We start from the raw sequence: 13,625 nt of genomic DNA on the forward strand, positions 1-13,625 counted from the left end.
GCCAGACATCCCTGTGGATGAGGTCGGCCACTTTCGACCGGGCGGAGTCGAGGTGCTTTCATGTGAAGGCGTCCGGCATCGAGGCCTTTCTGCGGGCGATGAAATCCTTCAGCGCCTCGTCGATGCCGGCGTCCAGCGCCGGCGCCTGATAGGCCTCCAGCCAGCTGCGCGCCAGCTGGTTGGCGCGCTGGGGCGCGGATTTGCTGCCCTCGGCCGCCCATTGCTCGTAGGAATTGTTGTCGGCGATGCTGGAGCGGTAGAAGGCGGTCTGGAAATTCGCCTGGGTATGGTCGCAGCCCAGGAAGTGATGCCCCGGCCCGACCGCGCGGATCGCGTCCATGGCCTGGCCGTTCTCGGACAGGTCCACCCCCTCGCAGAATTTCTGCTGCATGCCGAGCTGGTCGATGTCCATCATGAATTTCTCATAGCTCGAGACCAGCCCGCCCTCGAGCCAGCCCGCTGCATGCAGGACGAAATTCGTCCCCGCCAGCACGGTCGAATTCAGCGTGTTCGCGCTTTCATAGGCGGCCTGGGCATCGGGCAGCTTGGCGGCGCAGAGCGAGCCGCCGGTACGGAACGGCAGGCCAAGGCGCCGCGCGAGCTGCGCCGCGCCGTAGGAGACCAGCGAGGGCTCGGGCGTGCCGAAGGTCGGCGCGCCCGACTGCATCGAGATCGAGGAGGCGAAGGTGCCAAACAGCACCGGCGCGCCCGGGCGCACCAGCTGGGTGAAGGCCGCGCCCGCCAGCACCTCGGCCAGCACCTGGGTCAGCGTGCCGGCCACGGTCACCGGGCTCATGGCGCCGGCCAGGATGAAGGGGGTGACGATGCAGGCCTGGTTGGCGCGGGCATAGACCTTGGCCGCGCCCAGCATGGTCTCGTCAAAGACCATGGGCGAATTGGCGTTGATCAGGCTGGTCAGCACGGTGTTTTGTGCCACGAACTCCTCGCCGAACAGGATCCTCGCCATGGAAACCGTGTCCTCGGCGCGCTCGGGCGCGGTGACCGAACCCATGAAGGGTTTGTCCGAATAGCGGATATGGGCATAGATCATGTCCAGATGGCGCTTGTTCACCGGCACGTCCACCGGCTCGCAGACCGTGCCGCCGGAATGGTGGATCGCCGGCGCCATATAGGCGAGCTTCACGAAATTGCGGAAATCCTCGATGGTGGCATAGCGGCGGTTGCCGTCCAGGTCCTGCACGAAGGGCGGGCCATAGACCGGGGCGAAGACCATGGCATTGCCGCCGATCTCGACCGAGCGTTCGGGGTTGCGCGCATGCTGGACAAAGCTTGCCGGTGCGGTCGCCAGCAGCTGGCGGCACAGGCCCTTGGGGAAATGCACATGTTCGCCGCGGATCTCGGCGCCGGCCTCTTTCCACATGGCAAGCGCCTCGGCATCGTCGCGAAAGATGATGCCGACCTCCTCGAGCACGGTGTCGGCATTGCGCTCGATCAGCGCCAGCCCCTCTTCGTCCAGCACCTCGAAGACCGCGGTGCGGCGCCGGACATGCGGCATCTGCACCCCGGGCCCGCCCCCCGAACGCGCCGCGCGCCGCGCCGCCGCCCCGCCCGAGGCGCCGCGGCCCCGGCGTCCGCCGCCGGCCTGCTGGTCGCTTGCAGTCTCGTCGTTCATGCTTGCCATCCCTGATCCTGTGTCGGGCGCCCGCGCCCCGCCAAGGCCGATGGTAATGCAATCCGTGCCGCCCGATCGCCCCGAAACGCCGCGGCATGCGGCAAAAGCGACAGCGCCCGGCGGCGGCCGCGTCGGATTCCCCCTTTCGCAAGTCGCAAATCGACGATGCGGTGGGCGCCTTGCGGCCTAGAATTGCCGCATGGGGCATGGCCGCAGCCCGGCGCCGCAATCTGCCGCAATCTCTGGAGTGGGAACATGGCCGACGACGAGATCATCCTGTCCGAACTGTCCGACGAGGACCTGCTCGCCCAGATGCATGACGACCTTTACGACGGTCTGAAAGAAGAGATCGAGGAGGGCACCAACATCCTGCTGGCCCGCGGCTGGGCGCCCTACCGTGTGCTGACCGAGGCGCTGGTCGAGGGCATGCGCATCGTCGGCGAGGATTTCCGCGACGGCATCCTGTTCGTGCCCGAGGTGCTGCTGTCGGCCAATGCCATGAAGGCCGGCATGGCGATCCTGCGCCCGCTGCTGGCGGCGACCAACGCGCCCAAGCAGGGCAAGCTGCTGATCGGCACCGTCAAGGGCGACATCCACGACATCGGCAAGAATCTGGTGGCGATGATGATGGAGGGGGCGGGGTTCGATGTCGTCGACATCGGCATCAACAACCCGGTCGAGAAATATCTCGCGGCGATCGAGGAGCACAAGCCCGACATCGTCGGCCTTTCGGCGCTGCTGACCACCACCATGCCCTATATGAAGGTCGTGGTCGACACGATGAAGGAAAAGGGCATCCGCGACGACTATGTGGTGCTGGTCGGCGGCGCGCCGCTGAACGAGGAATTCGGCAAGGCGGTGGGGGCGGACGCCTATTGCCGCGATGCCGCCGTCGCGGTCGAGACTGCCAAGGACTACATGGCGCGCCGCCACAACCTGCGCCCTGCCGTCTGAGCGCGGGCGCCAAAGCGGGCGAATCGGCACATGGCGCAGCCGGACAGCACAGGCAAGGGCCCCGAAGACCGGCTTCTGGTCATCGCCTGCGGCATGCTGGCGCGCGAGATCCTCGAGGTCAGGCAAAGGCTTGGCCTTGACTACATGGATCTGGCCTGCCTGCCGGCGGAATATCATTTCCGCCCCGACCGCATCGCGCCGGAGATGGACCGCGCGATCACCGAAGCCAGGGCCAGGGGCTATCGCCACATCTTCGTGGGTTACGGCGATTGCGGCACCGGCGGGCTGCTGGACCGAGTCTGCGAAAGGCACGGCGTCCAGCGCATGGCCGGGCCGCATTGCTTTGCCTTCTACCAGGGGCTCGGCGCCTATCATCAGCACGAGGAGGCCGACACCATGGCCTTCTACATGACCGATTTCCTCTGCCGCCAGTTCGAGGCCTTCTTCATCCGGCCGCTGGGGCTGGACCGGCACCCGGAACTGGCCGCGGATTATTTCGGCAATTATGAAAGGCTGGTCTATCTGGCGCAGACCGACGATCCCGCGCTGGCCCGCGTGGCCGAGGGGGCCGCGCGCATGCTGGGCCTGGCCTATGAATTGCGCCCGACCGGCTATGGCGATCTGGTGCCGGGGCTGGCGCGGGCCGCGCGCGCCGTGCGGCCATGACCCGGGCCGGCCCTGCGCCCGATGTCGCAGGTCGCTTTTGCCGCGCGGCAGGTCGCGAATCGCCCGGCGCGGGCGCCGGACTTGGCGCAATGCTCGAACCCGAAGGGGGAAACCATGGCCGAGCTCGTCGTCGTCTACTGGCGCGATATTCCCGCGCAGATCATCGTCCGCAAGGGCCGGCAGAACGCCCGGCGCGAATTGTCCGGGCGCTTTGCCGAGGCGATCGACCTGGCTGCGATGCGCGCCGGCGCCGCGGGAACCGACGACTATCTGGCCCAGTGGCGCAAGGCCGCGCCGCTGCCGGTCGGCGACGATCTTGACGCCGAGGCCGAGCGCGCCGCGGCGGCGATCGAGGCCGAATTCGACGGCGCCCGCCTTGCCGCCCTGGCCCGGGCCGGAGGCTGGAAGGATGGGCGCTGAGACCCAAGCCGGCCCGGTCTCGACCACGGCGACCGGCCCGGCCAGCGCCGCGGTTCCCGCCCTGCCGCCCGCCGCCACCGGCGCGGTGACCCAGGCGGCGCTGGTCAAGCAGGCGGCGCCGCGCAGCGATTATGCCCCGGCCGGGGTTTCGCCGCAGCGGCGCCAGCAGCGCGCCCGCTCCATGCGGCTGTGGTCGGTGCGCCATGCGCGGCAGCTGGAATGGTTCTATGCGCGGTTCGCCCGCGCCTTCCTGTGGCTGCATCCGCTGTGGCGGGCGCTGGGCTATGGCCGGGTCGAGGCGCCGGTGAAATTCGTCGAGCGCCGCGTCAAGGGGCTGATGTTCGACTGCCGCATGTGTGGCCAGTGCATCCTGTCCGCCACCGGCATGTCCTGCCCGATGAACTGCCCCAAGCAGCTGCGCAACGGCCCCTGCGGCGGCGTGCGCGCCGATGGCCATTGCGAGGTCGAGCCGGACATGCCCTGCGTCTGGGTCAAGGCCTGGGAGGGCTCGCGCCGCATGGTCCGGGGCGACGCGATCCTTGACGTGCAGCGCCCGGTCGACCAGTCGCTGCGCGAGACCTCGGCCTGGCTGCGCGTCACCGCCCAGGCCGCGGCGGCGCGCGCGCCTGCCCGCGACCCCGACCGCGGAGCCACGCCATGAGCGAGGCCGGCCCGCACCACCCTGACGAGAACCCCGATGAAAACCCCGGTGGCCGCCACCTGCCGCTTGCGCCGCTGCCCGGCCATTCCTCGCTGGGCCGGCTTGAGCGCGTGCTGCGCCGGGGCGAATTTGCCGTCACCGCCGAACTGAACCCGCCCGACAGCGCCGATCCCGCCGAGGTCTATCGCCGTGCCAGGGTCTTTGACGGCTGGGTGGACGGGATCAATGCCGTGGACGCCTCGGGGGCCAATTGCCACATGTCCTCGGTCGGGATCTGCGCGCTGCTGACGCGCATGGGCTATGCGCCGATCATGCAGATCGCTTGCCGCGACCGCAACCGCATCGCCATCCAGGGCGACGTGCTGGGCGCCGCCGCCATGGGGGTGCAGAACATCCTGTGCCTGACCGGCGACGGCGTGCAGGCGGGCGACCAGCCCGGCGCCAAGCCGGTGTTCGACCTCGATTCCTCGTCGCTGCTGGAAACGATCCGCATCATGCGCGACGAGGGCCGCTTTCTGTCCGGGCGCCGCCTGACCACGCCGCCGCGGGTGTTTCTGGGCGCGGCGGTCAATCCCTTTGCACCGCCCCATGAATTTCGCGCCCTTCATATGGGCAAGAAGATCGCCGCCGGGGCGCAGTTCCTGCAGTCGCAATACTGTTTCGACGTGCCGATGTTTCGCCAGTTCATGCAGCTTGCGCATGACCAGGGCCTGACCGGCCGCGCCTTCGTGCTGTGCGGCGTCGGGCCGCTGGCCTCGGCGCGGACCGCCAGCTGGATCCGCCGCAACGTGCCCGGCGTGCATATCCCCGATGCCGTCATCCGCCGGCTCGAGGGGGCGCGCGACCAGAAGGCCGAGGGCAAGCGGCTGTGCATCGACATCATCAACGAGGTCAAGGAAATCCCCGGCGTCTCGGGCATCCATGTCATGGCCTATCGCCAGGAGGAATATGTCGCCGAGATCGTGGACGAATCGGGGGTGCTGCGCGGCCGCCGCCCCTGGAAGCACGAGGCCCGCGCCGATGACGCGCTGGTGGCCGAGCGGCTGGGGCAGCTGCTGGCCGAGGAGGTCACCGAAACCCAGGCCGAGATGGTCAGGAATGCCCATTGAACCGATCGGGCGCGCCGCGGCGCGCCGCCAGACCCATGCCATCCCCATGCCCAACGGAGCAACCGCATGACCCGGACCATCGTCGCCTCGGCCACACGCGAGATCGCCATCGGCTTTGACCAGCCCTTTTGCGTCATCGGCGAGCGCATCAACCCGACCGGGCGCAAGAAGCTGGCCGCCGAGATGCTGGCCGGCAATTTCGACACGGTGCGCAAGGACGCGCTGGAACAGGCCGCCGCCGGCGCCAGCATGCTGGACATAAATGCCGGCGTCACCACCGTCGATCCCCATGCGACCGAGCCGGGTCTTCTGGTGCAGACGCTGGGCATCGTGCAGGATCTGGTGGATCTGCCGCTTTGCATCGATTCCTCGGTCACCGGCGCCATCGAGGCGGCGCTGAAGGTGGCGCGCGGCCGGCCGCTGGTCAATTCCGTCACCGGCGAGGAGGAAAAACTGGAGGCGATCCTGCCTCTGGTGCGCAAATACGACGTGCCGGTGGTGGCGATCTCGAATGACGAGACCGGGATCTCGATGGATCCGGACGTGCGTTTCGAGGTGGCGCGGCGCATCGTGCAGCGCGCCGCCGACCACGGCATTCCCGCCCATGATGTCGTCGTCGATCCGCTGGTCATGCCGATCGGGGCGCTGGGCGATGCCGGGCGGCAGGTGTTTGCGCTGCTGCGCCGCCTGCGCGAAGAGTTGCAGGTCAACACCACCTGCGGCCTGTCCAATATCTCGTTCGGGCTGCCGCATCGCCATGGCATCAACGCCGCCTTCATCCCGATGGTGATCGGCGCCGGCATGACCTCGGCAATCATGAACCCCTGCCGGCCGCAGGAAATGGAGGCGGTGCGCGGCGCCAATGTGCTGGCGGGCACGGACCGCGACTGCATGACCTGGATCTCGACCTACAAGGACCACCGCCCGGGCGAGGCGGTGGCCGCGCCCGCCGCCCCGGCGGATGGCGGTGCGGCGGGCGGGCGGCGGCGCGGCGGGCGCGAGGCGCGCCGCCAGACGCAGGGCTAGGGGCCGGCTGGGAGCTGGCAGGGGGGACAAGATGGCTTCACCGGACAGGACCGATCCGCTTGTGCTGTTCATGCCCTCGGGCAAGCGCGGGCGCTTTCCGGTCGGCACCAGCCTGCTGGACGCGGCGCGCCGGCTTGGCGTCCATGTCGAAAGCGTCTGCGGCGGGCGCGCCACCTGCGGCCGCTGCCAGGTCGAGCTGCAGCAGGGCAGCTTTGCCAAGCACCACATCACCTCGGCGGCCGAGCATGTCTCGGCCTGGGGGCCGAAGGAGGAGCGCTATCGCCAGTTGCGCGGCCTGGCCGAGGGCCGGCGCCTGTCCTGTTCCTGCACCATCCAGGGCGATCTGGTGGTGGATGTGCCGCAGGACACGGTGATCAATGCCCAGCTGGTACGCAAGGCGGCCAGCGACCGGGTGATCGCGCGCAACCCGGCGCTGCAGCTGTGCTATGTCGAGGTCGAGCCGCCGGACATGCACCGGCCGCTGGGCGATCTGGACCGGCTCATGCAGGTGCTGGAGCGCGACTGGGGCTATCGCGACCCGCAGCTGGCGCCGCATCTTCTGGCGCAGGTCCAGCCGGTGCTGCGCCAGGGCGACTGGGCGGTGACCGTGGCCGTGCACCTTGACCGCGACGACACGCGGCCCTGGATCACCGGCATCTGGCCCGGGCTGCACAACGAGGCTTACGGCATTGCCTGCGACATCGGCTCGACCACCATCGCGCTGCATCTGCTGTCGCTGCTCTCGGGCCGTGTGGTGGCCTCGAGCGGGGCGCCGAACCCGCAGATCCGCTTTGGCGAGGACCTGATGAGCCGGGTTTCATATGTGATGATGAACCCCGACGGGCGCGAGGCGATGACGGCCGCGGTGCGCGATGCGGTCAACGCGCTGATCGGCCGCGCCTGCGCCGAGGGCGGCGTCGATCGCCGCGACATCCTCGATTCGGTCTTTGTCGGCAATCCGATCATGCATCACCTGTTTCTCGGCATCGATCCGACGGAACTGGGGCAGGCGCCATTCGCCCTGGCGGTCTCCGAGGCGCTTGGCCTCTGGGCGCATGACATCGGCATCGGGATCAACCCCGGCGGGCGGCTTTACACCTTGCCCTGCATCGCCGGCCATGTCGGCGCCGATGCCGCGGGCGTCGCCCTGTCCGAGGGGCCGCATCGCCAAGACCGGATGATGCTGGTCGTCGATGTCGGCACCAATGCCGAGATATTCCTGGGCAACCGCCAGCGGCTGGTCGCGGCCTCATCGCCGACCGGCCCGGCGCTGGAGGGGGCCGAGATCTCGGCCGGCCAGCGCGCCGCCCCCGGCGCCATCGAGCGCGTGCGCATCGACCGCACCACGCTCGAGCCGCGCTTCCGGGTCATCGGCGTCGAGCCCTGGTCCGACGAGCCGGGCTTTGCCGAGGCCGCCGGCGCGGTCGGCGTCACCGGCATCTGCGGCTCGGCCATCGTCGAGATCGTGGCCGAGATGTATCTGGCCGGCGTCATCTCGGAGGACGGGGTGATCGACGGCGGCCTGGCGGCGCGCTCGGGGCGCATCTTCGCGAACGGGCGCACCTATTCCTATCTGTTGCATGAGGGCACGCCGCGGATCGCGGTCACCCAGAACGACATCCGCGCCGTGCAGCTGGCCAAGGCGGCACTTTACGCCGGCACGCGGCTGCTGATGCAAAAACAGGGCGTGAGCAAGGTCGATGCGATCCGCCTGGCCGGGGCCTTCGGCTCGTTCATCGATCCGAAATATGCCATGGTGCTGGGGCTGATCCCCGACTGCGACCTGACCGAGGTCAGCGCGGTCGGCAATGCCGCCGGAACCGGCGCGATGATGGCGCTGCTGAACCGCGACTACCGCCGCGAGATCGAGCAGGAGGTGACGCGGGTGGAAAAGATCGAGACGGCGCTCGAGACGGATTTCCAGCAGCTGTTCATCGACGCCATGGCCCTGCCCAACAAGGTCGATGCCTTCCCCTGCCTTTCCCAGGCGGTGGAGCTGCCGCCCAGGACCGCGGCGCCGGCGGGGGCCGAGGGGCCGCGCCGTCGCGCCCGCGCCGAACGCGCGGCGCGGCGCCGGGAATGACCCGCCGGCGGCTCCGGGCGGCGCCGGGAGGTTGACAGCCATGGCGACGCTGCTGGCCCGTATCGAATCGCGGCTTGCCCGGGATCGGCTGGCGCTGCTGGGCGGCTTTCGACCCGCAGCCGATGAGCCGGACCTGCCGGCGGGCTGCAGCACGCTGCTGTTGCTTGGCCCGGATGAGCCGGGCTTTTGGGAGCATCTGCGTCGCCAGCCGGAATGGGACGGGGCGCCCGATCCGCTGGACCGCTGGTCGCGCCGCGTCATCGCCGGCATCGCCGGCGAATTCGCCGCCGAGGCGCTGTTTCCCTTTGGCGGTCCGCCGTTCCGGCCGTTCTTTCGTTGGGCGCTGCGTAGCGGCCGCCTCTGGCAAAGTCCGGTCCGGCTGCTGGTCCACGACCGCCAGGGGCTGATGGTCAGCTTTCGCGGCGCGCTGGCGCTGACCGAGCCGATCGATCTGCCGGCCGGGCGCAACCCCTGCACGGGCTGCGCCGCCCCCTGCCTGCGGGCCTGTCCGGCCGCGGCGCTGGGTGGGCAGGGCTATGAGGTGGCGACCTGTCACGACTGGCTGGACCGGGCGCAGGGCGCGCCCTGCCTGGATGCGGGCTGCCTGGTGCGTCGCGCCTGCCCGGTGTCGCGCGCCTATGGCCGGCGCGCCGAACAATCGGCCTATCACATGCGCCAGTTCCACCGCCCGTCCGCGGGCTGAGACCGGGGCGCCGGCTCAGGCGCCGGGACGGCGCGCAATGGCGATCATTTCCACCCGCATGCCGGGACGGGCCAGCGCCACGGCGCAGGTGGCGCGCGCCGGCGGGCCGGCCGGATCGACCCAGGCATCCCAGACCGCGTTCATCCCCTGGAAATCCGCCATGTCGCTCAGCCAGACCTGCACAGAGGCGATGTCGGCCTTGCTGCCGCCAAGCCGGGCCATCACATCGTCGATCCTGGCCAGAACCTCGCGTGTCTGGGTGGCGATGTCGCCGTCCAGCGTCGCGGGAACCTGTCCGGCCAGGAACACGATGTCGCCGATGGTGACGGCCTCGCTCATTCTGGGGCCGGGGTTGAGGCGGGTCAGGGTCATGGGTCGTCCTTTCGGGTCAGTCATTGTCGTCGCCCATTGCGCCGGCGCCGCTGCGCGAGGCCTCGGTGGCGGGAACGGTGGTGCGCAGGGCATAGGCGGCCAGCGCCTCGATGCTGGCGGTAGCGACCGCAGCGCGGCGCTGAACCGGCGCCGGCAGGCTGGCGTCCGGTTGTGCGGCCTGCAGGGCGACGGCGGCGGTGGCGACAGCGGCCAGCCGGGCCAGCGCCGCGGGATCCGCCCGGCCGCCGGCGATCATCAGGGCGATGCCGTCGCAAGACAGCGTCACCGCGCTGTCAAGGCGCCGCGTTGCCTCGACGAGAAAGGGCACCAGCAGCGCCGGCCAGCTGACCGTCCCGGCGAAGGTCAAAGCCTTGGCGCCGGCATGATCGAGCAACGCCACGCCCAGCCGGATCGGGCAGAGCGGAGCCTCGCCTGCTGCCGGCTCATCGCCGGCCTCATCGCCCGCTTCGAGGAGGCGCAGCAGCAGCCCCGCGCCATCGACACCCTGCGCCGCCAGCCAGGCGGCGGCAAAGCCCGCCTCCTCGGCCAGGCCCCAGCTCATGCCCTGGCCGCAGGCGGCCTTGAAGCACAGCGCCTCGGTTTCATTGCGCGACAGCTGGACAGTGGCGGGCAGCCGGGTCGTCCCGGCGCTGGCGACATCGCGCATGGCATCATGCATGGTCATCTCTGGCCTCCCTGGTTCAGATCGAAGGGTGAGGGCTGGTCCTGGAACAGGCTGATGCGCACCCATTTGTCCGAGCGCGGGTCGAAACGGCTGGCGCCAAAGAAGGCCAGCTTGCAGCGCATCATGTCGATGGGCAGAACATCGGCGGCGATCAGGTTGTCGCGGATCTCGGCATAGGGGGCCGCGCGGGTCATCTGCACGCGCCGGGCCATGAAGCGCTGCTCGGGGCGGCGCAGCAGAAACTCGGCCAGGGTCAAGTCGGCGGGCTGGTCGCGCAGGGCTTGGTCCAACTCGCTCGCCAGCCGCGCGATGCACAGGGGCTGTTCCAGTTCCGCGCCGGCGTCGGTCAGCCGTTCGCCGATGCGGGGTTCCAGCTTGTCCTCGGACACATACCAGAAGCGCGCCTGACTGGCCGGGTCGGCAAAGTCGATGGCCAGGGCCCAGTCATAGTTCTGTGCCAGAAGCGCGCGCATCTCGCCCAGCCGCATTCCGCCGTCGATGCGGGCAATGGCGGCGTTGTCATCGCTCATGCCGGCGACCAGATCATCGACCAGCGCGCCATGGGGTTCCAGCAGCAGCGCCAGAAGCGCCTCCTGCCCCTCAAGCGACAGTTGATCCGCGCCGCGCCGCCACAGCCGGTCCCAAGGCTGGTCGCCGGCACCGGGCCAGTCCTGCAGCCAGCCCGCGATGCGATCCAGATCCGCACGCAGATCGGCGAGCCTGGCCAGTTGCAGTTCATGTGCGGAATGCCAGGCGGCGGCATTGTCGCGGGCCTGTACGAGGGCGGATTTCAGTGCCACTACCGCCTCGGGCCTGGCCTCGGGCAGGGCGCGTACCCGCGCCAGGGCGATCTCGCGCGCGGTGACCCAGTTGTTCAGCAGCAATGGATGGCGCACCAGAAAGGGCGCCATGCCGAGGCCGGTGGAATTGCCGACCCCCAGACGGCGGCGCAGCGCCGGGTCTAGCCGTGCGGCGCGCGCGCCCGCGCGGGCCCGGGCCAGATGCTCGACCATGTCGAAGGTGAATTCGCGCGTCAGCCAGACGCTCAGCATCTCGGCCTGGAAGGGGGCGGCCAGTTCGGGGCGGTCGGCGATAATTTCGCGGTCGGCGGCGCCGAACTTGCCCGAGCCATAGACGGCGGTGGTGCGCATCAGATAGCCCACGGCGTCGATTTCATCCGCGTCGGGCTGGCGGCCCTCGGCCAGGCGTTCGACCACATGCCGAAACAGCCGCACCGAACGGTTGGCGCGGCTCAGCGACAACTCGCTTTCGCCGATGCGCCCGGCCTCTTGCAGGGGCACATTGGCGGCCAGCCGGTCAAGATCGGCGGCGGTGGGTTCGCCGTCGAACAGGGTGAAGGTCGCGTCCCAGGCGGTGGCGATCACCCGGTCCGAGCGCATCTCGTCGGGAAGGTCATGGGCAAAGGCCACCAGGCAATAGGTCCGCTGCGGGCCGCGGGCGCGGTAGATCGCGCGCCCGACGCCGCGGGCGTCGATCTGCCACAGCGGCCGGTCGAAATGCCAGCCCTCGGCGCGGACCCGGCGCAGCAGGGCGCGCAGGAAGGACAGGCGCATCGGATGCGCGCTGCCCATGCGCGCCAGCCGCATGACCTCGGCCGGCGGGCGCATCAGCGCGGTGATGGCCTCGGGCATGGGCTGATGGATCGTGGTCTGCATGTTTCCCCCCTTCCTTGGTGGTGGCGGGCGGCGGCGGCCGCCCGTCTGGCCTGTCACTTGCGGTTGCGGCCCAGCAGCAGCGTGATCCGCACCGAGTCCCAAAGCGAGGGCAGCAGGATCAGCGACACCGGCACCGCGGTGATGACGATGAAGCTTTGCAGCTTGTCGATGCCGCCGGTGCTGGTGGCGATCAGGATCAGCGCCATCACCCCCATGGCCACCCCCCAGAAGGCGCGCAGCGGTGTCGAGGGCTCTCCGTCCGACATCGAGGTCGAGATCACATAGCTCATGGAATCGCTGGTGGTGGCGACAAAGAACATGGTCAGGACCAGGAACAGCAGCGACACGAGGAAACCGGCCGGCAGGTTCGAGGTGATCGCCAGCAGCGCGGCGGGCAGGTTGAAGCCCTCGAACGGGCCGGTGATCACGCCGGGCGTCGCCTGTTCCAGCGCGATGCCGGTGCCGCCGATGATGGTGAACCAGAAGTTGGTGATCAGCGGCGCGATGATCGACAGCAGCAGGATGATCTGGCGATTGCTGCGGCCGCGGCTGACCCGGGCGACAAAGATCGCCATCATCGGGCCATAGCCGATGAACCAGCCCCAGAAGAACACAGTCCACCAGCCCAGCCAGCCCGGCTCTCCGAACATGCCGGCATCGCCGCGATAGAAGGCCATGCCGATGAAATTCTCGAAATACACGCCAAGCCCGCCGAAGAAGCTGGAGAGGATCGCCGCGGTCGGGCCGAACAGCAGGATGAAGACCAGCAGGCCAAAGGCCAGGATCAGGTTCCAGCGCGACATGAACTGGATGCCGCGCTCGAGTCCGGTGATCGCCGAGATGGTATAGATCGCCACCAGAGCCAGGATCAGCGCCGCCTGCGTGGCAAAGCCGTCGGGAATGCCAAAGAGCGCGTTCAACCCGTAAGACAGCTGCAACCCCAGGAACCCGATCGGGCCGACGGTGCCGGCGACGACGGCGATGACGCAGCAGGCGTCCGCCAGCGTGCCGATCCAGCCATGGATCGCCCGGTCGCCGAACACCGGGTAAAGCAGGGTGCGCGGCGCCAGCGGCAGGCCCTTGTCATAGTGGTAATGCATCAGCATCACCGTGGTCAGCGAGCCGAGGATCGCCCAGGCCAGAAAGCCCCAGTGCAGATAGGCCTGCGCGAAAGCCACCAGCGCGCGCGACTGCGGGTCCTCGGCCAGGCCCGCGAAATGCGGCGGCGTCGCGGTGAAATGCGCGATCGGCTCTCCGGCGGCCCAGAACACGCCGCCACCTGCGAGCAGCGTGGTCATGATCATCGCCGCCCATTGGAAGGTGGTGAACTCGGGCTTGTCTAGTCCCCCCAGCTTGACGCCGCTGCCCGGCAGGACCAGCAGCACCAGGCTGATGATCAGGGTCACGAACAACAGCACCTGCCAGTAAAGCCCGAAATAGCGCGCCGAGCCGGCAAAGGCCCAGTCGATCATGGCGCTGAGCTGGGCAAGATCGGTGATCGCCAGCAGGCAAAACAGCAGGATGAAGCCCGCGGTGATGCCCAGAAGCGGCAGGTTGATCCGGCGCCAGACGCTGCCGGCAGTTCGTGGAATCTCGAGATTGCTCATGTCCTTCCTCCCTCGGACAAAGATTTCGTG

General features: G+C 69.2%; 13 protein-coding genes. 8 read left to right on the forward strand and 5 right to left on the reverse strand.

What is annotated here, in order from left to right; all coding sequences use genetic code 11:
* Positions 1-58: 58 nt before the first annotated feature.
* Positions 59-1,633: a trimethylamine methyltransferase family protein gene (locus WMK75_RS05730; protein ID WP_347266703.1), complete on the reverse strand. Its 1,575-nt coding sequence runs from the start codon at positions 1,631-1,633 to the stop codon at positions 59-61.
* A 255-nt stretch (positions 1,634-1,888) separates the two neighbouring features.
* Between WMK75_RS05730 and WMK75_RS05735 the strand changes: the two genes are divergently transcribed.
* The 8 genes from WMK75_RS05735 to WMK75_RS05770 all read left to right on the forward strand — a co-directional run bounded on the left by WMK75_RS05735 (position 1,889) and on the right by WMK75_RS05770 (position 9,255).
* On the forward strand, positions 1,889-2,587 hold the full coding sequence (locus WMK75_RS05735; protein ID WP_347266704.1) for a B12-binding domain-containing protein: 699 nt from the start codon (positions 1,889-1,891) through the stop codon (positions 2,585-2,587).
* A gap of 30 nt (positions 2,588-2,617) precedes the next feature.
* Positions 2,618-3,253 carry a DUF1638 domain-containing protein gene (locus WMK75_RS05740; protein ID WP_347266705.1) on the forward strand — a complete coding sequence of 212 codons (636 nt, stop codon included), beginning with the start codon at positions 2,618-2,620 and terminating at the stop codon, positions 3,251-3,253.
* Positions 3,254-3,367: 114 nt separating this feature from the next.
* Positions 3,368-3,673, forward strand: coding sequence for a virulence factor (locus tag WMK75_RS05745; RefSeq protein WP_347266706.1), 306 nt, complete (start codon positions 3,368-3,370; stop codon positions 3,671-3,673).
* Complete coding sequence (locus WMK75_RS05750; RefSeq protein ID WP_347266707.1) at positions 3,663-4,334, forward strand: methylenetetrahydrofolate reductase C-terminal domain-containing protein; 672 nt, start codon at positions 3,663-3,665, stop codon at positions 4,332-4,334. The genes WMK75_RS05745 and WMK75_RS05750 overlap by 11 nt, the downstream gene beginning before the upstream one ends.
* Positions 4,331-5,443, forward strand: coding sequence for a methylenetetrahydrofolate reductase (locus tag WMK75_RS05755; protein WP_347266708.1), 1,113 nt, complete (start codon positions 4,331-4,333; stop codon positions 5,441-5,443). The genes WMK75_RS05750 and WMK75_RS05755 overlap by 4 nt, the downstream gene beginning before the upstream one ends.
* Positions 5,444-5,509: 66 nt before the next feature.
* Positions 5,510-6,469 (forward strand): methyltetrahydrofolate cobalamin methyltransferase, encoded by a 960-nt coding sequence (locus WMK75_RS05760; RefSeq protein ID WP_347266709.1) that lies wholly within the window; start codon positions 5,510-5,512, stop codon positions 6,467-6,469.
* 31 nt (positions 6,470-6,500) lie between these two features.
* Positions 6,501-8,552, forward strand: a complete 2,052-nt coding sequence (locus tag WMK75_RS05765) for an ASKHA domain-containing protein (protein WP_347266710.1) — start codon at positions 6,501-6,503, stop codon at positions 8,550-8,552.
* Between the two features lie 49 nt (positions 8,553-8,601).
* On the forward strand, positions 8,602-9,255 hold the full coding sequence (locus tag WMK75_RS05770) for a ferredoxin (protein ID WP_347266742.1): 654 nt from the start codon (positions 8,602-8,604) through the stop codon (positions 9,253-9,255).
* Between the two features lie 15 nt (positions 9,256-9,270).
* Here WMK75_RS05770 and WMK75_RS05775 read toward each other — a convergent pair whose 3' ends face one another.
* The 4 genes from WMK75_RS05775 to WMK75_RS05790 are packed head-to-tail and all read right to left on the reverse strand — an operon-like array spanning position 9,271 to position 13,595.
* Entirely contained in the window at positions 9,271-9,627 is a 357-nt protein-coding gene (locus tag WMK75_RS05775) for a RidA family protein (protein WP_347266711.1), read from the reverse strand.
* A 16-nt stretch (positions 9,628-9,643) separates the two neighbouring features.
* On the reverse strand, positions 9,644-10,312 hold the full coding sequence (locus WMK75_RS05780) for a DUF3726 domain-containing protein (protein ID WP_347266712.1): 669 nt from the start codon (positions 10,310-10,312) through the stop codon (positions 9,644-9,646).
* On the reverse strand, positions 10,309-11,988 hold the full coding sequence (locus WMK75_RS05785) for a hypothetical protein (protein ID WP_347266713.1): 1,680 nt from the start codon (positions 11,986-11,988) through the stop codon (positions 10,309-10,311). The genes WMK75_RS05780 and WMK75_RS05785 overlap by 4 nt, the downstream gene beginning before the upstream one ends.
* 53 nt (positions 11,989-12,041) lie before the next feature.
* On the reverse strand, positions 12,042-13,595 hold the full coding sequence (locus WMK75_RS05790; protein ID WP_347266714.1) for a BCCT family transporter: 1,554 nt from the start codon (positions 13,593-13,595) through the stop codon (positions 12,042-12,044).
* Between the last annotated feature and the right edge of the window lie 30 nt (positions 13,596-13,625).

Source organism: Paracoccus sp. (in: a-proteobacteria) (genome assembly GCF_039808215.1).
In the GTDB taxonomy this organism is placed as follows: Bacteria; Pseudomonadota; Alphaproteobacteria; order Rhodobacterales; family Rhodobacteraceae; genus Paracoccus.